The sequence below is a fragment of the Rhizobium sp. Nf11,1 genome, from assembly GCF_050587665.1.
GTDB lineage: Bacteria > Pseudomonadota > Alphaproteobacteria > Rhizobiales > Rhizobiaceae > Rhizobium.
On sequence record NZ_JBOBHU010000024.1, the window covers coordinates 61,181 to 81,794 of the forward strand.

General features: G+C 59.9%; 26 protein-coding genes. 11 read left to right on the forward strand and 15 right to left on the reverse strand.

Annotation, left to right across the window (positions count from 1 at the left end; genetic code table 11):
* Window positions 1–386: 386 nt before the first annotated feature.
* Complete coding sequence (locus ACQ7C1_RS26585) at window positions 387–1,655, reverse strand: patatin-like phospholipase family protein (protein ID WP_430960421.1); 1,269 nt, start codon at window positions 1,653–1,655, stop codon at window positions 387–389.
* Window positions 1,656–1,748: 93 nt separating this feature from the next.
* On the reverse strand, window positions 1,749–3,059 hold the full coding sequence (locus ACQ7C1_RS26590) for a hypothetical protein (RefSeq protein WP_430960422.1): 1,311 nt from the start codon (window positions 3,057–3,059) through the stop codon (window positions 1,749–1,751).
* A 343-nt stretch (window positions 3,060–3,402) separates the two neighbouring features.
* Here ACQ7C1_RS26590 and ACQ7C1_RS26595 point away from each other — a divergent pair, with 343 nt between their 5' ends.
* A complete protein-coding gene (locus tag ACQ7C1_RS26595; RefSeq protein WP_097598714.1) occupies window positions 3,403–3,873 on the forward strand; it encodes an MEKHLA domain-containing protein in 471 nt (156 codons plus the stop codon).
* A gap of 3 nt (window positions 3,874–3,876) precedes the next feature.
* On the opposite strand, the gene maiA is transcribed toward ACQ7C1_RS26595, so the two are convergent.
* The 4 genes from maiA to hppD are packed head-to-tail and all read right to left on the reverse strand — an operon-like array spanning window position 3,877 to window position 8,090.
* Window positions 3,877–4,509 (reverse strand): maleylacetoacetate isomerase, encoded by a 633-nt coding sequence (maiA, locus tag ACQ7C1_RS26600; RefSeq protein WP_430960423.1) that lies wholly within the window; start codon window positions 4,507–4,509, stop codon window positions 3,877–3,879.
* Window positions 4,506–5,531, reverse strand: coding sequence for a fumarylacetoacetate hydrolase family protein (locus tag ACQ7C1_RS26605; protein WP_430960424.1), 1,026 nt, complete (start codon window positions 5,529–5,531; stop codon window positions 4,506–4,508). The genes maiA and ACQ7C1_RS26605 overlap by 4 nt, the downstream gene beginning before the upstream one ends.
* A gap of 48 nt (window positions 5,532–5,579) precedes the next feature.
* Complete coding sequence (hmgA, locus tag ACQ7C1_RS26610; protein ID WP_430960425.1) at window positions 5,580–6,941, reverse strand: homogentisate 1,2-dioxygenase; 1,362 nt, start codon at window positions 6,939–6,941, stop codon at window positions 5,580–5,582.
* Window positions 6,942–6,980: 39 nt separating this feature from the next.
* Window positions 6,981–8,090 (reverse strand): 4-hydroxyphenylpyruvate dioxygenase, encoded by a 1,110-nt coding sequence (hppD, locus tag ACQ7C1_RS26615; RefSeq protein ID WP_430960426.1) that lies wholly within the window; start codon window positions 8,088–8,090, stop codon window positions 6,981–6,983.
* Between the two features lie 129 nt (window positions 8,091–8,219).
* Between hppD and ACQ7C1_RS26620 the strand changes: the two genes are divergently transcribed.
* A complete protein-coding gene (locus tag ACQ7C1_RS26620) occupies window positions 8,220–8,720 on the forward strand; it encodes an Lrp/AsnC family transcriptional regulator (protein ID WP_064801992.1) in 501 nt (166 codons plus the stop codon).
* Window positions 8,721–8,723: 3 nt separating this feature from the next.
* Here the strand turns inward: ACQ7C1_RS26620 and ACQ7C1_RS26625 are convergent, their stop codons facing one another.
* Window positions 8,724–9,185 carry an Lrp/AsnC family transcriptional regulator gene (locus tag ACQ7C1_RS26625; protein WP_430960427.1) on the reverse strand — a complete coding sequence of 154 codons (462 nt, stop codon included), beginning with the start codon at window positions 9,183–9,185 and terminating at the stop codon, window positions 8,724–8,726.
* A gap of 123 nt (window positions 9,186–9,308) precedes the next feature.
* Here ACQ7C1_RS26625 and ACQ7C1_RS26630 point away from each other — a divergent pair, with 123 nt between their 5' ends.
* Window positions 9,309–10,100 (forward strand): phenylalanine 4-monooxygenase, encoded by a 792-nt coding sequence (locus tag ACQ7C1_RS26630; protein ID WP_183700813.1) that lies wholly within the window; start codon window positions 9,309–9,311, stop codon window positions 10,098–10,100.
* 44 nt (window positions 10,101–10,144) lie between these two features.
* Here ACQ7C1_RS26630 and ACQ7C1_RS26635 read toward each other — a convergent pair whose 3' ends face one another.
* The 6 genes from ACQ7C1_RS26635 to ACQ7C1_RS26660 all read right to left on the reverse strand — a co-directional run bounded on the left by ACQ7C1_RS26635 (window position 10,145) and on the right by ACQ7C1_RS26660 (window position 13,862).
* A complete protein-coding gene (locus ACQ7C1_RS26635) occupies window positions 10,145–11,137 on the reverse strand; it encodes a L,D-transpeptidase family protein (protein WP_221128001.1) in 993 nt (330 codons plus the stop codon).
* 100 nt (window positions 11,138–11,237) lie between these two features.
* Window positions 11,238–12,122, reverse strand: coding sequence for a hypothetical protein (locus ACQ7C1_RS26640; RefSeq protein WP_430960428.1), 885 nt, complete (start codon window positions 12,120–12,122; stop codon window positions 11,238–11,240).
* Window positions 12,123–12,185: 63 nt separating this feature from the next.
* Window positions 12,186–12,500, reverse strand: a complete 315-nt coding sequence (locus ACQ7C1_RS26645) for a hypothetical protein (RefSeq protein WP_085777861.1) — start codon at window positions 12,498–12,500, stop codon at window positions 12,186–12,188.
* A gap of 114 nt (window positions 12,501–12,614) precedes the next feature.
* Complete coding sequence (locus ACQ7C1_RS26650) at window positions 12,615–13,196, reverse strand: BA14K family protein (protein ID WP_430960429.1); 582 nt, start codon at window positions 13,194–13,196, stop codon at window positions 12,615–12,617.
* Window positions 13,196–13,357: a hypothetical protein gene (locus tag ACQ7C1_RS26655; RefSeq protein WP_221128004.1), complete on the reverse strand. Its 162-nt coding sequence runs from the start codon at window positions 13,355–13,357 to the stop codon at window positions 13,196–13,198. The genes ACQ7C1_RS26650 and ACQ7C1_RS26655 overlap by 1 nt, the downstream gene beginning before the upstream one ends.
* A 106-nt stretch (window positions 13,358–13,463) precedes the next feature.
* Window positions 13,464–13,862: a DUF1236 domain-containing protein gene (locus ACQ7C1_RS26660; protein WP_085777859.1), complete on the reverse strand. Its 399-nt coding sequence runs from the start codon at window positions 13,860–13,862 to the stop codon at window positions 13,464–13,466.
* A gap of 190 nt (window positions 13,863–14,052) precedes the next feature.
* Between ACQ7C1_RS26660 and ACQ7C1_RS26665 the strand changes: the two genes are divergently transcribed.
* Window positions 14,053–14,334, forward strand: a complete 282-nt coding sequence (locus ACQ7C1_RS26665) for a hypothetical protein (RefSeq protein ID WP_097598724.1) — start codon at window positions 14,053–14,055, stop codon at window positions 14,332–14,334.
* Window positions 14,335–14,414: 80 nt separating this feature from the next.
* Here the strand turns inward: ACQ7C1_RS26665 and ACQ7C1_RS26670 are convergent, their stop codons facing one another.
* On the reverse strand, window positions 14,415–15,257 hold the full coding sequence (locus tag ACQ7C1_RS26670; protein WP_430960430.1) for a class I SAM-dependent methyltransferase: 843 nt from the start codon (window positions 15,255–15,257) through the stop codon (window positions 14,415–14,417).
* Window positions 15,258–15,416: 159 nt separating this feature from the next.
* Between ACQ7C1_RS26670 and ACQ7C1_RS26675 the strand changes: the two genes are divergently transcribed.
* From ACQ7C1_RS26675 to ACQ7C1_RS26685, 3 genes are all read left to right on the forward strand, one after another.
* Window positions 15,417–15,593 (forward strand): hypothetical protein, encoded by a 177-nt coding sequence (locus tag ACQ7C1_RS26675; RefSeq protein ID WP_430960431.1) that lies wholly within the window; start codon window positions 15,417–15,419, stop codon window positions 15,591–15,593.
* Window positions 15,594–15,658: 65 nt separating this feature from the next.
* Window positions 15,659–17,047 carry a sensor histidine kinase gene (locus tag ACQ7C1_RS26680; protein WP_430960432.1) on the forward strand — a complete coding sequence of 463 codons (1,389 nt, stop codon included), beginning with the start codon at window positions 15,659–15,661 and terminating at the stop codon, window positions 17,045–17,047.
* 2 nt (window positions 17,048–17,049) lie between these two features.
* On the forward strand, window positions 17,050–17,673 hold the full coding sequence (locus ACQ7C1_RS26685) for a LuxR C-terminal-related transcriptional regulator (protein WP_085777855.1): 624 nt from the start codon (window positions 17,050–17,052) through the stop codon (window positions 17,671–17,673).
* Window positions 17,674–17,716: 43 nt separating this feature from the next.
* Here the strand turns inward: ACQ7C1_RS26685 and ACQ7C1_RS26690 are convergent, their stop codons facing one another.
* A complete protein-coding gene (locus ACQ7C1_RS26690) occupies window positions 17,717–18,223 on the reverse strand; it encodes a hypothetical protein (protein WP_430960433.1) in 507 nt (168 codons plus the stop codon).
* A 295-nt stretch (window positions 18,224–18,518) separates the two neighbouring features.
* Here ACQ7C1_RS26690 and ACQ7C1_RS26695 point away from each other — a divergent pair, with 295 nt between their 5' ends.
* The 4 genes from ACQ7C1_RS26695 (at window position 18,519) to ACQ7C1_RS26710 (ending at window position 20,611) form a co-directional block, all read left to right on the forward strand.
* The gene (locus ACQ7C1_RS26695; RefSeq protein WP_097598746.1) at window positions 18,519–19,016 is read left to right on the forward strand and encodes a hypothetical protein; all 498 of its coding nucleotides are present in this window, start codon (window positions 18,519–18,521) and stop codon (window positions 19,014–19,016) included.
* A gap of 10 nt (window positions 19,017–19,026) precedes the next feature.
* Entirely contained in the window at window positions 19,027–19,428 is a 402-nt protein-coding gene (locus tag ACQ7C1_RS26700) for a GFA family protein (protein WP_430960434.1), read from the forward strand.
* 95 nt (window positions 19,429–19,523) lie between these two features.
* Window positions 19,524–20,315 (forward strand): exodeoxyribonuclease III, encoded by a 792-nt coding sequence (xth, locus tag ACQ7C1_RS26705; protein ID WP_097598728.1) that lies wholly within the window; start codon window positions 19,524–19,526, stop codon window positions 20,313–20,315.
* A gap of 65 nt (window positions 20,316–20,380) precedes the next feature.
* Entirely contained in the window at window positions 20,381–20,611 is a 231-nt protein-coding gene (locus ACQ7C1_RS26710; protein ID WP_097598729.1) for a hypothetical protein, read from the forward strand.
* Window positions 20,612–20,614 lie beyond the last annotated feature (3 nt).

Sequence of the window (20,614 nt, forward strand, 5' to 3'; positions counted from 1 at the left end):
GCGCCCTCTGATCGGTGGACAGCGCCACGCCCTCGGCCTTATCCGTAAAACCCAACTTGATGCTATATTTTCGGTTCCCGGCGGTGGATTACGCAGTTTCTCGAAGAAGCCGTCCACCTCCCTTTTGAGACCTTGGCCATGGCCAGATCGCTGCGCGCGATCGTCTGGACGCTTGTATTGTCGTCGGCCAGAGCAAGTTCGGCGGGAATGACCAGAATGGATAGTCCAAGCATTGAGAAGCGTGAAATGACGTTGCGCAACATTCGATACGCCCGAAATTGTTTTAGTGTGTTCCGACGCAACATAGCTATCTGAGGTTGATTTCAATCTCTAGCTTGGAGTTGGTGCTCCTTCGCGCGCTCTATAACCGGCACCTCCGGCTCTCGTCAAAACGGCAGAATGTCGAACAGGCGCTTGCTCGCCCTCGCCGCCCAAGACGGCTTCACCGTACCGGCCGCCAATGGCGGCCCCGACGATGGCGCCAGCAGCGGTTGATAGAACCGGTTGAGCATCGCATCGCAGACATAGTGCCCCCAATTCGTCAGGTGCTCCGTCTCATCAGCGCCGAGGAAATGGAGGTAGGTGCCGATCTCGGACGGAACGACCGATGCCGGAGGCCTCGAGTAAGAGGCGTAGGGTTTGAGGTCGGCGTCCTTGCTGTCGATCGACCAATAAACGCCATGGGTTCTTGCGCGCAGCGCCGATTTCGCGACATCGTCGAGGCCAAGCGTATCGGCCCGTTTTGCAGCCTTGAAGCCGGCGATCAGGTCTCGCCGCCTTAACGACCGCACCTGATTGTCCGTCGTATCGAGAACGCGCTTCAGCTGGGAGAGATAATTCCAGTATCCGCGGGTCGAGGAGCGCCAAGGCGCGCCGGCATCGCTGACGAGCAGGCAGTCGCAGCGTTTCAGCGCGGGCTCGATGCCGTGATTGTCGTAGACGCCGCCGTCGCTCAATATCGCCCTGCCCGGAGCGACTGGTTCGCCAACCGTGTCGTCGAGTTTTTCCCTTTTCCAGGGAAACCGCGACAGGTCCAATCGCAGCGGTGACAACACGGGAGGGAATGCCGCCGAAGCGGCAACCGCGGCTGCGAGCGACAATGCCGGACGAAACGACACCCCGATCCTGTAATCCGCGATATAGCGGTTCGACATCCGGAAGAGCGAACCGGTGCTGAGATTGCTGGCGCAAAATACGAACCAGGGCAATCTCGGAAGATCGCGCAGGCTTGGCGATCGTCCATCGAACAGATGCCGCTCGTATAGTTTGGCGGCTTCCTCGGCCGCGCTTGAGAAGGGATTGAACACGCCCTTCAGGAAGCTCGGCCCATCCGCGAACACCTGACTGAGGGCGAGAATGCGATCCAGGTATTCCGTCTTGAAATTGACGGCGACCTCGTTCTTGAACACCAGCCGCGGCCAGATATAGGCGAGCAGGCCGGAGGCGATGGATCCCCCCGAGACCGACGAGATCATATCGAGCTTCGCCAGAAGGCCAGCCTCGTTGAGCCTCGCAAGCGATCCCGCATGGAAAAGCATGGCCCGATAGCCACCGCCCGAAAGGCAGAGGCCGAGTTTATAACGCTCCGCCGGCTTCTCGGGATCGTCGGATCCCGAAGAGACGGCATTCGATGCGGCATGCTCGTCTTCCGACATGCTCGGCCTCACTCAGGAAGATGAGTTTTCACCGATCTCTTCCTTCAGGCAAGCTGCCGAACTTTGCGGTCATTGCCTGCGGACCGGCAATATCTACTCTGCGTACCTCCGGGAATTGGCATCGCATTTGTGCCACTCCCAGTTTATTTCGGCTTCGTCCTTTTCGCCATAACACCAGTCGGCGCGATTGAGCAGCGGACCGAGTTCGTCGCGCCGTTTGCATGCCCGCAGCGTTTCGGGTCCAGTGCGATCGACACTCGTGCGGCAGATGTCGTCCAGTCCTGTCCACTGATGGATCAACCGATCCGGCGCCTTGGCCCCCTTGTCCGTGGCGAGCACCTTTCCGGTCTCGGACTCGATCTGCAGAGAGGCCGTGTTCCACACGTAAGAGAATTCGGCCATCCCGGAGGACGTCTTACCCGTGTCCCTATTTCCGGCAAACCATTCGACAATTCCCGACATTTCGCATTTTCCGGCACAGCTGGCAGTCACCGAGCCCGGCTTGACGCGGTAGATGCGCTCCGGCCAGCGTTGGGCGAAGGCTGCCTTTTCCTTCAGGACGGCGTCTTTGTCGACCGAGTTTCCGAAGAAGGAGACCTCGTCGGCATAGACGCCCTTCATGAAGGCCAACGCCGATGCGCTGTCTTTCGACCATTCGTCATTGTATCGGTTTGCGAAATCAACCGCCTCCGTGGTCAGGTCGCCGGGTTCCGGTGCGCCCGCCTCCTCGGAATCACTCGGCTCTGACGGCATGTCGGCGGGTGTTGCGCTCTCCTGCGGTGCGGCGCCTGGCGAGGGCGGCGCGCTTTCCTGTGCCGAAGGCATATCCTCGGGCGTGTTGATATTCCAGTCCCGCATTTCCGCAGCGGTGAGATACCGTATATCGGTGCTGTCGATCGACAGACTGAGCTGCAGCAGGTTGGGGCTTACCCCCATGTCAGTGAGATAGCCGATGATCTCGCCGGTCAGTGCTTGAACAGTCGAAACGGCCAATTTGTTGTCGATGGCAACATCGTCGGACAGGGAAACCCGATGCACGCCGATAGAGCCCGGCTCGGCAAATCTTTCAACGCCGCCGACGAAGGAGAAGGCGCAAGCCGACGCGCACTCGGCGGCTCTGATCTGTATCGTTTTTGCATTCAGGAGGCGGAGGGCCCGGCCGAACCTGATCGCGGCGACCACGTTTCCGCCTGGCGAGTCAAAGGTAACATAGCTCGGCTGGTACTGCGTATATTCGTCGACAAGCGTCATCGCATCGTCGGAACTCTCGAACACGCCTTTTATCGTCAGGACGCGCTCTCCCGGCGCGGTCTCCAGACGTTCGTAGGAAATGGCCGCATGCCCCTCCCCGGCTAGGGCGACGAACGCCAGCAGCATCGATATCAACGAGACGGATTTCCGCATTCTATCCCGGTCCCCAAGCACCTGTATTTTCTCCTGTCGTCATTCGCAGCATAGCTTTCGCAGGTCTGAATAGCCGGATGATGAAGACCTGCTCTACCCCGCCTCATTCGCGACCAGCCGACGCCAATTACGGTCCGAAGAACAATAGCTTCGCAGAGAATGTTGACAGCTACCCCAGCAGGTCAGATCAATGCACAAGGGCAATCTTCTGGCAAGCGTCACAATCAGAAGTGATGAGACAAGGTAAATGCCGGCCCTTCGCTGTTCTGGAGGCATCATAGACGCGTGCAATTGATATCGGCTATGTCGGCTGCACCGACACATTTGACCAGTGAGGCCGTTCGTGACTTCCCCCTACGACAATCACGCCCTCGACCTGAGGAATGATCCCAATTTCTTCGCGCTTTTGACCGGCAGCTACAAACGCATCGTCGGCCGCGCTCTTATCGAGGATGGGCAAGGGCCGGACTGGCTTTACAGCCATGCACCTTTCGTGGTCCTCGCGCACAATACACTGCCCGACCCGCGCTTCATCTACGCAAACCGGACTGCGCAGAACTGCTTCGAATATAATTGGGACGAATTCATCATGCTGCCGTCGCGACTATCAGCCGAGCAGCCTGATCGCGCCGAACGCCAGCGGCTGCTGGATGCCGTCACGCGCAGTGGTTTCGTCGATAATGGCCGCGGCCTCAGGGTCGCGAAATCAGGGCGCCGTTTCTGGGTCGAAAATTTCACTGTCTGGCAGCTCATCGATGAGACGGGCAAGCGGTTGGGCCAGGCGGCGATATTCTCTTTTTGGCGGGACGCGTAGTTCCTACGGTTTTACGCGGTCCGGATGCGCTGCCTGGAAGGCGGGGAGTTCGGCGCATCTGGCGTCGATGTCGCTGATGCGTCTGAAATCCGTCATATCAACGCCCCAGCGGCGGGCATTGTAGACCTGAGGAACAAGGCATAGGTCGGCCATCGACGGCCTACCGCCAAAGCTGAACGCGCCATCGGATTCGCCGAGCATAGTCTCCAGCTTGCGAAGTCCATCGCCGATGAAATGGTTCATCCATTCCTCGCGAGCCTCGGCCTTGTCGGTCAGCGTCAGAAGATGCGAGACAACATGCAGATTACAGATCGGATGGATGTCCATGGCAACCGCATATGCGAAGGCGCGCACTCTGTGGCGGTCGAGCCCATCCGATGGCAGCAATCCGCATTCCGGCCGGAGCTCGGCCAGATACTCGATGATGGCCAGCGACTGCGTCAGCGTTTTGCCATCGATCATCAATGTCGGCACCAGCCCCTGCGGGTTGAGCGCGAGATAGTCCGGCATGCTGTGCGCACCGTCGAGCAAGTTGATCGGTACAGTCTGGTAGTCGAGGCCCAGAAGATTGAGCGCGATCCGCACCCGATAACTCGCCGACGACCGCCAGTAGTCGTAGAGAATGATCTCGTTCATTCCCGGTCAGCTCCCTCGTATTTTCCGACCGTCTGCTCGATCGCACCGAAAATCGAATGGCCGGCATGATCCTTCATCTCGATGCGGACCTGGTCGCCGAACCTCATGAAGGGGGTCTTCGGCGATCCGCTTTCGATCGCCTCGATCATTCTCAATTCGGCAATGCAGGAATAGCCATCTCCTCCCTCGCCCACCGGCTTGCCGGGGCCGCCGTCGAGCTTGTTGGAGACCGTGCCGGAGCCGACAATCGTTCCGGCCGCGAGGTGGCGGGTTTTGGCGGCATGGGCGATCAGCTGGCCGAAATCGAATGTCATATCGATGCCGGCATTTGCCTTGCCGAATGGTCTGCCGTTCAAGCTTACGAGCAGCGGCAGGTGCAGCTTGCGGCTATCCCAGGCGTCCCCAAGCTCGTCCGGCGTCACCGCGACTGGCGAAAATGCCGAGGCCGGCTTGGACTGGAAGAAGCCGAAACCTTTCGCCAGCTCGTCCGGGATCAGGCCGCGCAACGACACGTCGTTGACGAGCATCACCAGACGAATTGCGCCACTGGCAGCTTCCGCGCTCGCACCCATGGCGACGTCGCCGGTGATGACGGCGACCTCGCCCTCCATGTCGATCCCATAGTCCTCGTCTGCTGCCAGGATCGGGTCTCGCGGCGCGAGGAAACCGTCCGAGCCACCTTGATACATCAGCGGATCGGTCCAGAAGCTAGCCGGCATCTCGGCGCCGCGCGCCTTGCGCACCAGTTCCACATGGTTGACGTAGGCCGAGCCGTCGGCCCATTGATAGGCGCGCGGTAAAGGCGATGCGGCGTCATGTTCGTGAAAGCGGATGGTCGGCTGAGCCCCCGCCTCGATGCCTTCGGCAACCAACCGAAGCCTCGGAGCAACATGCTCCCAGTCGTCGAGCGCCGCCTGCAGTGTGCGGGCGATGTGGCCGACCTCCGTACAGCGGGTCAGATCGCGGGACACGACGACGAGGCGGCCGTCCCTGGTGAAGTCCTTCAAGGTCGCAAGTTTCATGTCTCAATTCCGTGCCGGAGGGAGCTTCGCCGATCTTGACCGATCCTTTCACTTGATACCCGGAGTTCCGTCGAACTTGCGCTCGAGGCCATCCCAGCATTCGAGGTAATCGTCCTGCAGCGTTTCGAGCTCGGCTGCATATTTCGTCAGCTGCTGCGGATAACGGGTCTCGAACATGAAGGCCATGGTGTGATCGAGCTTCATCGGCTTGAGCTCGGTATTCGATGCCTTTTCGAAGGCGAGCGCGTCCGGGCCGTGAGGAAGCATCATATTGTGCAGGCTGATCCCGCCCGGCACGAAGCCCTCCTCCTTGGCGTCATACTGCCCATGGATCAGACCCATGAACTCGCTCATGATGTTGCGGTGGTACCATGGCGGGCGGAAGGTGTGCTCGGCGACCAGCCAGCGCGGCGGAAAGATCACGAAATCGACATTCGCGGTGCAGGCATCTTCGGTGGGCGCGGTCAGCACCGAGAAGATCGACGGATCGGGATGATCGAAACTGATGGCGCCTACCGGCGAAAATGTTCGCAGATCGTATTTGTAGGGCGCGTAGTTGCCGTGCCAGGCAACCACATCCAGCGGCGAGTGGCCGATTTCGGTAACATAGAATTTGCCGCACCATTTCACATGCACGCGGCAGGGCTCTTCCTTGTCCTCGAAAGCAGCGACAGGCGTCTTGAAGTCGCGCGGGTTGGCCAGGCAATTGGCGCCGATCGGCCCGCGGTCCGGCAAAGTGAATTTCGCGCCATAGTTCTCGCAGATATAGCCGCGCCAGACCGCCTGCTCGCCGCTCTTCAGAATTTTGAACATCATGCCGCGAGGGATGAGGCAAATTTCCAGCGGCTCGACATCCATGATGCCCATTTCGGTGAATACTCTGATGGCGCCGAGCTGCGGCACGATCAGCAGTTCGCCGTCGGCGTTGAAGAAGTAATCATCGACCATGTCTTCGTTGAAGACATAGGCATGCGCCGACATGCCGACCTGGGTCGTGGCATCGCCCGCCGTCGTCATCGTCCGCACCCCTTGCAGAAAATTCAGCGTTTCGGTGGGAGCAGGCAGCGGATCCCAGCGGAGCTGACCGAGCGGGAGCGAATGCTCGTCCAGGCAGGGTGCGGTTTTCCAGAGCGGATAGGACGAGTTCGAGAAGCGGCGGGTGTGGCGCACGCTCGGGCGAATGCGGTACAGCCAGGACCGTTCATTCGTACCGCGCGGCGCAGTGAAGGGCGAGCCGGAAAGCTGCTCGGCATAAAGGCCGTAGTTGCATTTCTGCGGGCTGTTCTGGCCCTGCGGCAAGGCGCCGGGCAGCGACTCCGTCTCGAAGTCGTTGCCGAAGCCCGGCATATATTTCAGTCTGTTTGCCTTCGCCGCTTCCGCGTCGGAAGCCTGGATCGATGTCTGGTCCATGCTCAACTCCTCCCCGAAAACTCTACTACGTCGTAGAGTTTACTCCGCTGCCGTGCCGATGACACCACGCTTGATCTGATCTGCCTCGATCGACTCGAACAGCGCACGGAAGTTGCCCTCGCCGAAGCCCTCATCGCCCTTGCGCTGAATGAATTCGAAGAAGATCGGACCGATTACCGTCTTGGAGAAGATCTGCAGCAGGATTTTCGTCATGCCGCCGTTCACCACACCTTCGCCGTCGATCAGGATGCCGTGCTTCTTCATGCGGTCGATCGGTTCGTCATGGCCATGCACGCGTTCATAGGACATGTCGTAATAGGTCTCTGGGGGGCCTGGCATGAAGCGCAGCCCGTTATCGGCAAGCCGGTCGGTCGCTTCGTAAATATCCTCCGTCCCAACGGCGATGTGCTGGATGCCCTCGCCCCGGTACTTCTTCAGATATTCCTCGATCTGGCTGGTGTCGTCCTTCGATTCATTCAACGGTATGCGGATCTTGCCGCAGGGCGAGGTGATGGCGCGGCTGACGAGGCCGGTGATCCGCCCGTCGATGTCGAAGAAGTGGATCTGCTTGAAATTGAACAGATCTCGGTAGAAATCCCACCACTTGTCCATGTTGCCGCGGAAGACGTTGTGGGTGAGATGGTCGAGATAATAAAAGCCGATCCCTGGGGGATTTGGATTGGGCTCGCCAAGCCAATCGAACTCGGCCTCGTAAGCCGATCCCTTTGTCCCATAGGTCTCGACGAAATAGAGCAGCGAACCGCCGATGCCGACAATCGCCGGAACGTCGAGCACCTTGTCATTTCCTTCATAGGGAACGGCGCCCTTCGACACGGCGTGATCGAAGGCGTGCTTGGCATCGACCACGCGCCAGGCCATCGACGGGGCGCAGGGACCATGCTTTGCGACAAAACCGGCGGCATGGCTACCGGGCTCGGCATTCAATACATAATTTATGTCGCCTTGGCGCCAGACGGTAATGTTTTTCGTCTTGTGCTTGGCGACCGCGATATAGCCCATGCGTGTGAAGAGCTCGCTGAGCTTCTCAGGCTCGGGGTGGGCGAATTCGACGAATTCGAAGCCGTCGGTGCCGGCCGGATTGTCGGCGGTGATTTCCGACGGAGGCGCATCATGCGGGAACGGACCCATTTTCTTTTCCTCCAGAGGAGATTGCAATCTATGCAAACTATGGCTCAAAACTGGCGAAAAGTTCTTGCATTCTTGGTGCTATAGGAAAAGATTATGCACGATCTGTGAGCATTCTGGAGATTTTGCGCAATGGATGAGCCCCTAGACAAATTGGATCTACGCCTCCTTCTGGAACTTCAAAAGGATGGAAGGCTCACGAACAACGAGCTTGGTGAGCGCATCGCGCTTTCACCGTCGCAATGCTCGCGCCGGCGTACCAGATTGGAAGCCGAGGGCTATATTCGCAGCTACCGTGCCCACCTCGATCGGGAGAAGCTGGGGCTCGATATGCTGGTGGTCATTTCCGTCACGCTTGCCACCCACAACCGAGACAATGCCCGCCGATTTTCGCAATTGATCAACGGTCTGCCCGAAGTTCTCGAAGCCTATGCGCTGACCGGCGAGATGGACTATCACCTCAAGGTGGCGACCCGTGGGCTCGCCGATCTGTCGAAATTCGTCAACGACGTTCTGCTGCCGCACGAATCCGTGCAGCACGTGAAAACCTCGATCGTGCTCGACACGCTGAAGACGTTCGAAGGCTATCCAGTGATGATGCCGGGCAGCCGGCATGGCGACAGCGCGCGATAAACGTTAGAGCGGCAGTTCGGTGGAGAATTTCAGCTCGCGCAGGACGAAGCTTGATACGACGGTGCGCACATGCGGGTTGCGCATGAGATAGCGGGTCATGAAGGCTTCGTAGCTTTCGACGTCCCTCGCCCTTATCTTCAGCATGTAGTCGAAGGCGCCGGACAAGGCGTAGCACTCCATGATCTCCGGCCGCTCCAGCACCACTGAAGCGAAAGAAGCCACCGCCTCCTCATGGTGATCCTCCAGCGTGACGTGCGCAATCACGCAGAGCTTGAGATCGAGTTTGCCGGGATCGAGCAACGTCACGCGCTTGCGGATGACGCCGTCGGCTTCCAGTTCCTGGATCTTCCTCCAGGCCGAGCTCTGCGACATGCCGACTTTTTCCGCCAGATCCGCCAGCGACAGAGTGCCGTCGGCCTGGATCAGTTGCAGAAGCTTGCGGCGGAAATTCCCAGATTCTTTCATTGTAGCCATCGTACTCGGAAATATCTCCCACCACTATGCCGATACCCGGCATGAAAGAAAAGAAAATCCGTCAAACACGGAGCATAATGACAGAGACATCGCCATTCCCGGGAGGATCAGCCGATGACCAAGGAAAGCAGCTACACCGCCAAACTGCCCGGCCCGGACGGCCTTTATGACTATACCCCCGAAGAAGATCAGATCTGGGGCGAACTCTACCGGCGTCAGATGAAGCTCTTGGCCGACAAGGCTTGCCAGGAATATCTGGACGGCGTCAAACTGCTGGGGCTCAAGCCGGAAAAAGTTCCTCAGCTCCTCGATGTGAACAGACGCCTGAACGAGACCACAGGTTTCGGCGTCGAAGGCGTGCCGGCACTTATTCCGCCTTCGCGCTTCTATGAGCTTCTCTCGCAGGGCAAGTTCCCGCTGGCGACCTTCCTGCGCCGCCGCGAGCATATCGATTATATCGAGGAACCGGACCTGTTCCACGAGGTGTTCGGCCATTGCCCATTGCTGACCAATCAGAGCTATGCCAATTTCGTCCGGCATTTCGGCGAAACCGCCATGCGCCTCGGCAAGGGCTATTCATGGCATCTGTTCCGGATTTTCTGGTTCACCGTCGAATTCGGCCTGATCAACACGCCGCAAGGCCGCCGCTGCTTCGGCGCCGGCATCGTCTCCTCTCCGAGCGAAGCGAAGGCGGCAACGGAAGGCACGTCGTGCGAATTCCGACCGTTCGATTTGATGAGCGTGCTCAGGACGCCCTACCGCATCGATATCCTTCAGCCGATCTACTATGTCATCGACAGCTTTGCCGATCTCGAGGCGATCGTGGAGCAGGATATCGGCGGCGCGATCCTCAAAGCGAAATCACTTGGGGATTTCGCCCCGGCTTTCGAAGCCAAGGCTTCGTGAACTCGACGCTGCGGTAGCGTGTAGGTAGTCGCAGATCCAGCGCTTCACTTCGGAGCGGCGGGACTGCGATTGACGAATTCGACCAGGACGCCCGGCTTGACCATGCCGGCCAGCTCTTCGGCGTCCCAATTCGTCAGCCGCACGCAGCCATGCGAGCCGACCTTGTCGATGAGCTTCGGCTCCGGTGTGCCGTGTATGCCATAGGTCGGCTCGGTCAGATCGATCCAAACGCTGCCGACGGGACCGTTCGGCCCCTTCGGGATCGTCAGAACCTTGTTGTTCTTTCCCTGCTTGAAATTTCGCTTCGGATCGTATCGGTAAACCGGCATTCTCGAGACGCCCTTGACCTTGTGTTTTCCTGAAGGCGCCGGATTGTCCTCGCTGCCGATCGTCGCGGGATAGACGGCAAGTAGGGACCCATCCTCGCCATAGGCCAGCACCTGCCCTGTCTTCTTGTCAGCCTCGATGCTCTTGACTTTGCCTTGCCTGGGAGGGCCGGGATTAACGACCCACACCTTGTCGCCGGGCGCAAAATGCGAGCCAGGGTTAAGTGCATTCAAGAGATCGAGATCCATGTGGAAGCGCTCGGACAGCTTCTCCGCAACGCTGGTATAGCCGAGGCTCTGCATCTTTGCCTTCTCGCCGTAATCCTCAGGAATCCTGTCGACCAGCCCCGTGGCGTCCTCCGGCGAGACGACATAGCTCTCAACGACGGGGGAATTGTCTTCCAACCGGGAGGCGACATCCGGATCCGGCCTGCCGTCCACGGGAAGCTTGTTCATCGCCTCGAAGCCGGCCACCGCCTTGTCGACATTCTCGCCGGAGAGACCGTCGACCACGCCGGGAGACGAGCCCGCGCGGTCGAGCAGGACCTGTAGGCGGATGATCGCCGGGTCCGGATCTGCGGGTTGCAGCTTTCCTTTCCCGATGTCGGCAATGGAAGCGGCGTTGATCGTTTCGGGGAGAAGCTCCCGCGCGGAGGCGCCGCCAACGGAAAGGGCCAGAGCGAGCAGCGACATCGGCAGGGCTGTTTTCATGGACAACAAATGGCCGACGTGGGAATTTGTTCCCACACCAGCCGGACATCCTCCGACACAGCATCTGCTACAAGTCCGCAGGACCGGTGGCAGGCTCCGGTCACGGCGCCTTCGCTTGCTTCCTGGCTTCGCGTGCTCTTGCGGTGCGCCGGGCGGGCCTCAGTTCTTCGATCGTCGGCTGCCACCATTCGGCATCCCGGCGGGGAGGCGTTTTCGCAGGCCAGGTACGGACAAGTTCGTCGAATGTCGGGGCCCGCCAGTACCCCCAGAGATGATCCTCGGTGACCCCGGGGTAGAAATCCGCGACGAGAGCCGGATCGACCAGTTCGCCGGTGATTTCTGTGAAGACGACGATCCCATACGAGGTGGCCACCGGGCGTCCTGTCGGCGGCAGGTCGTCGGTCGGAAGCGGGTAACGGCGGCGCTTGCGTTCCGCTGCGCGAAGCCTGCTGCGCATCTCCTGTTCGGTTCCCTTCCGCTCGTCGGCGCGCCGTCGCCTCTCCTCCGGTTCGTTTCTGCGAGCCGCCGCTTCGATCTCAGGCCATCTGCGTCTCAGCTCCTCATAGGATCGAAAGGGCACGTGCCATATTCGAAGATCGCCGTCCCATCGCGAGAACGGCACCTCGCGAAGTTCGTCGACGACGGTTTTTGAATAGGGCGTTCGGATTCGAAAGCCGGCCTTACCAAGTTCCAGATATGGACTGTCGATGGGATCGAAGGCGAAGGCATCGCGTCCCTTCGCATCCGCATGCGCGTCGGCTTCGGCCTCCAGCTCGGCAAGCCATCGGCCGATGCGACGGGACGCCGTTCGGCCGGGAACGAACCAGGCCTTTCGCACGTCGTTCCAGCGGGCGCGAGGGAAGCGGTTTCGAAACTGCTCGACAGTCATCCTGTCGTAAGGGAAGGAGACCTCTGCACCTGGCTTCGGCTCATCGTCACGGGGCGATCTCTCGTCCTGGTCAGCGGGCGATTTTGTTTCGATCATAGAAGGAGAACGCTCCCGCGTCGGGATCGGTTTCCGGCGCAGCCGTACGTCGCCTTAACGACGCTAGTGAACCGTCTTCGACGGCTTCTGCGGGTGCGAAATGTTATGCAGCGTTGCCATGAGCTTTTCGAACTCGTTCAAGACACGGTTGAACTCGGCGTCCGGCATCGTAACGATTTCCGATACTGTCGAAGAAACTGACGCAATCAGTTTATCGATCCAAACGCAGCGATCGGCCGGCACATTTCCGAGAACTTCGCGACGGAGTATCTTCAACTCGCGAAGAATACGAACGATAAGGGCTCCGCGTTCCGCCCTGCTCAAGAACGGAAGCCTTGTCTGCGCCAGGTGGATTTCTGCTATCAGCGTCGTTGCCATCCCCGCTCTCCGCCCCTCAAATACAACCGGATATCACAACCGCTGCGATTACAACACGGACTTTAGTCCGGCTAGCCAGTTCGGTTCAGTTTCGTACGGCTCGCCCGTCAACGGTCAATTGCTCGTCGCGACCAGATCCGACATGTCGCAACTGCGGCGCGGTCCTTCCCATGGCTGATATGTATTGTCTTCCGGTCGGTACGATCTATAGCGGGCGGCGCATCGGGCTGCTGCCTGGGCATTGACTTTCGGGCTGCCGCCTTCATGGCTCTCGGCGATATCCTGCTGGAACGGCGAAGAGCATTCGCGGGTCCTGCCGCTATAGGATCGATAGCTGTTGGTCGCAGGATCGAAGGAGCGGTAGCGCTGCGCGCACCAGGCAAGGTGCTCGGCAGCGAGTTCTGGCCGCGGTTTCTGAGGTTCTGTCCACGGACGAGCGGGTTGCGAAGCCACCCTTGGCACCGTGGTCGTCGGAGCCTCGGTGACATAGCTGGAATAGACAGGTGGAATTCGTTCATAATGCTGCCGATGGGGATCGACCTTCACCGGACTCGTCGTCCACAGATCGGGGGCCGCAAGGTCCGTGAACGCGCGCGGTTCGGAATCCGCCACAACATGCGAGGCAACGGATGCCGCTGCCATGCAGGCGCCAACCGAGCTGACGATGCCGAAGGCGACCGTCGCAATGCCATTCATCAGCCCGCCTCCTGCTCTTGTGCCTGGGGAACCCAGACGCGCGCCGCGGCGCTGCTGTGACCGCCGGTGGCGACCAGCACCGCGAGAATGCCGACGATCGCCAAGAGGATGGCGATCAGCGGCACGGCGAAACCAGCAGATTTTTTTTCGGGATAAATCATGTTCCCTCTCCTCGACCCTGGCGGCCGCACGATGACGCTGCCGTCCATCGTGCGGCTGATCTGAAGATGATTTGGAAGACGCGGCAGAGCCACGTGAACGATCAGGTCACTTGATCACCTGAATCACCTTGCGGGACGAGGGTTCGACAATGACACGCTCGTCATTGACCACCGCGTAGGCATATTTCGGATCGTCCGGAACTGGGGTCACGACGACCGTTTCCGGCAGGGGCTGGCCGACGACCACCTTTTCCTTCACGACCACTCGTGCCGAGGGTGCCGGCGCCTCGCGGACATAAGTGACGACCTTTTGCGGCGGCGGATCGATCGCCGTGCCGACGACTGCACCGGCAACGCCGCCGATAGCAGCACCGGCCGGACCACCAACGATAGCTCCGGTGATTGCGCCACCAGCCGCACCATTGACGGTCGAGGACTGGGCGAATGCGACACCTGACATCAGGGTCATGGCAGTTGCCGCGCCTGCAATAAGCTTGAAGAGCATCTTTTCCTCCTTCCTTTCAATGCGGCCTGCTTGCCGCTGCCAAACCAACTTGCTCGCGACGAGGTCGTTCCACGCCCCGGACCTCGGTCTGAGGCATCCCGGCCCTTGGTCTGGATTTTATTATTCGTCAGCCGCGCTATTCTCGAGCCGCACGCCATCGCATCGCGGGCTTGGGCAGGAGACCGAGGAGATGACACGATCCAACCGCCGGGAAGCAGGACGCAGGCGCCTGGCCATGCGTCTGCCGCAAATGCGGACGCTGATCATGCAGGCGCGCGACCCGTGGCAGCTCGAGCTTTTCGAGGCCTATCAGATGGCGGTCGAAGCGCGTGATCGGCTTCGAAGGCGACGGTTCAATTTGAAGCTGGTGCGGGAATATGACGAAACCTGTGTCGAGATCGAACAGCACGTCATGGGCGCGATGCCTCTCCCTACCTCAACTACCGCCTCATCCCCTAATCCGCGACCGTAGGTTCAATCCAGGCGCCAGGACAATGATTGTCCGCACGAGCCCCGGCACGGACAATCACGCGCGAGAGGACACCGAAGAGGTTAAGGAGCGCGGCCGGAGACGACCAGGGCACTCATGCTGCCGCAAGGACGGGCGCCATAGCGGGACGCCACCCGCTCGGCCACCTCATCAACGATTTCCGACATGCGCTCCGGCGCCCGCGATTCGATTTCTCCGCTGAGCGGCGTGCCCCGGCAGAAAGCGGTCGCGACATCCTGTGCTGTGGCCGCGATGGAGGTCAGTTCGAGCCGCTCGCAGGAAACCGCCTCGAATCCCGCCGATGATACTTCAGCCTTGATCGGGGTGGGATCGAAGTAAGAATATGGCAAGCGCCTGAGGAAATCGGGAGGATCCGACGGGAAGAGGCTTGTCAGGCATTCGTCCACACATCTTGCGAAATCGTTGGCAGCAAGCGAATCCCACGTCGAGAACAGGAAATGGCCTCCGCTCCGCAACACTCTTTTCGCCTCGCCGTGGGCCTTCGGCTTATCCGGAAAGAACATGACGCCGAACTGGCAAACGACGAGATCGAACATCAAAGGGGCGAACGGCAGATCTTGCGCATCCGCGTGCATCCAATGCGTTCGCGACATCGTCACAGATGGTGCGCCGACGTCGATCATCGCCTGGCTGAGATCGGCGGCAACGATCTCTGCGGCCGGATCAAGCTTCGCCCGCAGAGCGCGTGTCAAGGCGCCGGTCCCCGCCGCGACTTCGAGCACGCTGACCGGCTTCGACCGTTCAACTGCGATTGCCATTTCCAACGCATAGGGCTCAAAGAGAATCGGCACGAGAAGGGCTTGGTAAAGGTCGGCGACGCCTGCCCCGAACGGAGGGGGAGACGCGGCAAATGCGGCGCCTTCGATGTTCGCAGAAACTGTCACCACAAGTCTCCAAGCCCAACTCTATCGAAATTGAGATATGGCTGAATCCGCTGTTGTCCACGGGGACGGACCTTGGTCCCAAGCCCCTTCGACCGAAGTCCCCGACGCGGAACGGTCGCCTGACCGCGTCGTTTGAGCGATACGGAAGGAGATCCGCATATGCCCCAAAGGAACAGATCTCATACGAATGATGCCTGGAACGTGTCCGTCATCGCCCTCGTCATCGTTCTGGCCGGCCTTCTCTATGTCTTCGGCGCAGCCATGTCAGGCGATAGCCTCCAACTGACCGAGAGCATCAGAGGCGCTGAGGTCTTCGATACCAGGAATCTGCCCTGATACAGTCTGGAAAAACTCTAAAGACGCTGTAGGTTTAGTCGGGAAAGTCTCTTACCGGTATCAAAATGAATTGGCTGCGCCGCTGGAATGCCCGCTCACTCGCCTCGCAATTTTTCATCGCGGGTGGCTTGGTCTCGATCGCCGCCATGTTTCTGGTGGGCATCCTTGTCACTCATCTGATCGAGGAAGCCGTCATTCATAATTCCGGCGCGGCGACGGCTCTTTACGTCGACAGTGTGGTGGCGCCGCTGCTTCCCGACATGCAAACGGAATCGCTGCTGGACGAAGGCAGTGCCCAGGCTCTCGACGAAACGCTCGGCCAGGGGGCGCTTGGCAGGCGCCTTGTCTCATTCAGGCTGTGGCGAAACGACGGCACCATCCTCTATTCGAACGACAAGGATCTGGTGGGTCAGAAATTTCCCCTGAACGCCAAGCTGCAGAAGGCATTCGCCGGCTCGCTCGTGGCGCGCTACGAGATTGCCGATGACCCGGAAAGCGGCGCCGAGCGCGCGCTCGGCAAGCCGCTGATGGAAATCTACAATCCGGTTCTCCAGCCGTGGTCCGGCCAGGCGGTCGCTGTGCTCGAATTCTACGAGACGGCGGAAGGCCTTGGCGACAGCCTGGCTCACGCGAGGCTGCAGAGCTGGGGGGCGGTCGCCGCTCTCACTGGCGTCTTTTTCCTCGTTCTCTCCGCCCTGGTTTTTCGCGGAAGCCGCACGATAGAAGCGCAGCGCAGGGATCTCAAGGAACGGGTCCAGGAATTGTCTTCGCTGCTGGCTGAAAATCGCGGGCTCCAGCGGCGGCTGCAGCGCGCTTCGCAGCGTGTAGCGGCGCTGAACGAAACATATCTGCGCAGCATTGGCGCCGATCTTCACGACGGTCCGGCACAGCACATTGCCTATGCTTCACTGCGACTGGACAGCGATTTATTGATCAATGCGTCCACCGAGCCCGAAGCGCGCGAAAAAGAACTTGCGTGGATACGCTCGAGCCTCGCCGAGGCCATGACGGAAATCCGCAATATCTGCAGTGGACTGGTGCTCCCGCAGATCGAAAAGTCCTCCATCACCGATATCGTGCTGCGGGTCGTCGAAGCGCATCGGCACAAGACCGAAACCGTTGTCGAAACGAACATCGACGAGGATGGACCCGAGCTCGCTGCTGCCGTAAAGATCTGTATCTATCGCTTCGTTCAGGAAGCCTTGAACAACGCCTATCGCCACGGCGGCGGCGTTCAGCAGAGCGTGAAAGCCGTGTCGCACAATGGTCATGTTTGTGTGGAGGTCAGTGATCGTGGCGATGGGTTCGACCCGACGGAGGTGAGGCCGACAAGCCTCGGCCTGGTTGGGCTGCGCGAACGCATCGACAGCCTGGGGGGATCTTTCGATATTAAGACGGGTGAAGGCGGAACGACCGTGACCATGACCTTCGAGCCTATGGAAGCTGGAGAGTAGAGATGACACCAATCACCGTCGGCGTCGTGGACGACCACCCGCTTTTTCGCGAGGGCGTAACGCGCAGCTTGTCGGAGATGAGCGACTTCGTGGTCATTGGCGAAGGGGCCAACAGCGAAGACGCTGCCATGATCGCTTCAAACAACCGTCCCGACATCATGCTCCTCGATGTCTCGATGCCCGGCGGGGGATTGGCTGCGATCGGCGACGTCCTGGCGCTGAGCCCGACGACGAAAGTGCTGATGTTGACGGTATCCGAGGAGGTGGACACGCTGCTCGGAGCCCTGCAGCAGGGCGCGATGGGCTACGTTCTCAAAGGTGTCGGTTCCCGCGGTCTCGCCGAAGCGATTAAAACCGTCCTCAGCGGATCGCGATATGTCTCGCCGACGATGTCGGCGAAGGCGATGGAAAATTCGCTACACAACGGAAACTCCGACAAGAACAGTCTGACGCCAAGGGAGCGCGAGGTGATGGATCTCGTCGCCCAAGGTCTGTCCAACAAGCATATCGGCCTGCGCCTCAACCTGCAGGAAAAGACCGTAAAGCACCATATGACCCAGATCCTGAGCAAGCTCGGCGCCTCGAACAGGACCGAAGCGGCCCTGCAGTGGCGTGAACGACGATAGCACCGGGTCGACCTGGCATCTCTGCGGTGGCGTTTTCCGCGCCTTAGCGAAGGAAGCGGCTCAGCCGGCTTGCGTCGCTAGCCGTCGCCTGCCGGCTTATGATCGTCCTGCCCTTCGAGTCCTTCATGATATAGCGGCCACTGCGCAGGCTTTCGGTGATGCCGTTCGCGTGGCGAACGTTGATCGACCCATCGGTACCTTCGGTCGCTCTGGCCTTCGATCCTGTCGACGTCGAAGCCGAGGAGGAAGAGGATCCGGCGCTGCTGCTGGAGCTTCCACCTGAGCTGTTGCCGGAGCCACTATTGCCGTTTCCGCCCCCGTTGCCATTGCCTCCCCCGTTGCCGCCTCCTCCACCGTTGCCGTTGCCGCCACCGTTGCCGCCCCCATTGCCGTTCCCATTATTGCCGTCTTTTGCCTCTGCGTGTTTCGCCCTCAGAACGCGAAGGGAGCCGTCGAGGTTAATCGTCACGGGTGATGCGGCAACCACGAAGGCGACGGCAGCGCAGCCGCCCAATCTCAAAAAACCTCGTTTCGAGACAGTCAATGCCATTGCCTTGTTCATCCGTTCTTCGCCGTTCCTACGCTCCTTGGACGCCTGGGAATTTTCGCCTTTCTGAGGACTAAATGCAACCGGACCTAGGTACTAAGAAAAGGCAGGACTTTGGTCCGGCAAACAGTGGATGCGCCCCCAAAAATACGAGCGCTGCCATCAAAAATACTGCCTCTGCGCGTATATTGTCGACTTTGCCGCCATCGTGATGTTGGATGAGGCGCGGCCGCATTTTTCTGGAACTTCTTTCGTCGTGGTCGCTTTTGATTATCAAAATGCAACGGAGGAAACCGCGATGCCGAACCCGAATGAATCACCCGCCGTCCAGTCCTTGCGAAAAGAGCAGGCAGAGCAGCGCAAACAATCCCGAAAGGGCGAACTCGACAAAGCGATCGAAGACACGTTTCCTGCTTCTGATCCTGTTTCCGCCACTCATACCTCCATTCCCGCCGGCCGCAGCGATGTAGAGGCGGCTGAGCGCGTGAAGCGGGAGCCTGATCCGACCGCGGTTGACCAAGAGTACCCGCTGGTCGATCAAGCCTTGCGCTCTACCGGACAAACAGCCCGCGCCTCGGACAGATTCGATGCAAATCGCGAAGAGTTGCGCGCGCTTCAGAAAGAAGCCGGCCGGGTGGCCGAATCCGCCTCCGAGCTGGCTTCCGGAACAGCCCGCCTGGCAAAGGCCGAAGCGAAGAGCTTTGTCCAGGACATTGAGGATCGGATCCGCCGGCAGCCGCTGACGGCTGCAGCGATCGTCGCCGGCATCGCCTTCGTCTTCGGCGCAACGCGCTGAGAGGACCACAATGGCGAGCCAATGGACCGGCGGCTGCCTGTGCGGATCCTGCCGATATGCATTCAGCGGCGATCAGCCGCATTCGGGATACTGCCATTGCGACATGTGCAAGAAGGCGACCGGAGGACCTTTCGCGGTTCTTGTCCAGGCCAAGGTTCAAGATCTCGCCTGGACAAAGGCTTCCCCTGCCGTATACCGATCCTCACCCATCGCGACACGTGGCTTTTGCGGCGCATGCGGAACGCCGCTCTTTCTTCAGTATGACGGCGACGAACTGATCCGCGTGACAGTCGGTTCGCTCGATCACCCCGACAGGATACGCCCGGCAGGTCATTACGGCGTTGAGAGCCGGCTTGACTGGGCCGACTGCGGGCGTGGACTACCGGAGGAGGAAACTCAGGAGCGTTTCTGAAGGATGCCGCGAAAAATTATGCCCGTGACGCCCGACCAGTGAACCAGTAGATTGCGGCCAGCTTCTGGATCTGGCCACCGTCGCGGCGTGAGCCCATGAAAATTGCAACCTACAATGTCAACGGCATCAACGGGCGACTGAACAACCTGCTCCGCTGGCTGAAGGAGGATGCCCCCGATATCGCCTGCCTTCAGGAACTGAAAACCGACGACGCCAATTTTCCGCGAAAGGAGGTCGAACGGGCCGGCTACGGCGCAGTCTGGCACGGGCAGCGATCCTGGAACGGCGTCGCCATACTGGCAAAGGACAAGATACCGATACTGACCCGGCGCGGTCTTCCGGGCGATCCTGACGATACCCACAGCCGATATATCGAAGCCGTCATCGAGGGCATGCTGATCGGATGCCTGTATCTGCCGAACGGCAATCCCTTTCCCAGTGCCAAGTTCGAATACAAACTTCGCTGGTTCCGTCGCCTGCACGCCTATGCCGCCGAACTGCTCGAAATCGAGGTGCCTTCCATCCTTGCCGGCGATTTCAACGTCATGCCGACGGAGATCGACGTCTACAAGCCGGAGCGCTGGCGAGACGATGCGCTATTCAGGCCCGAAGTCCGCAAAGCCTATGCCCAGCTCGTCTCCCAGGGCTGGACGGATGCCATCAGGCATCTGCATCCGGACGAGCGCATCTACACCTTCTGGAAATATTGGCGGAACAGTTTCGAGCGCGACGCCGGGCTTCGGATCGACCACTTTCTGCTCAGCCCGACGGTGGCGCCGTGGCTTCGATCGGCGACCGTCCGGCGCAAGCCGCGGGGCTGGGAGCATACGAGCGACCACGCACCCGTCATGATAGAGCTCGATGTTCCCGCAGCTGAAGCCGTGTAAGCGATCGCAGAATATCAGGGAACCTGCGATGGCTGCCGGAGTTTGCCTGCAAAGGAGATTGTCCGATGCGCACGAAATCCATTCCCGATTCCGCCAAGCTTCCGCCGAAGTCGTTGAATGAGGATACTCAGGACGACGAGCTGCCCGAGGCAGATGTCGACGACCAGCGCAAGCCTCCCGTTAGCATGGGCAACAGCCGCGAGGCGGGCGACGGCGTCCCCGGCTCCGACCCTGAGACAGGCCGCGCCGATCAGAAGGGTCGCATTCCTGCCCCGCAATTCTCCAATCGGAAATGATCG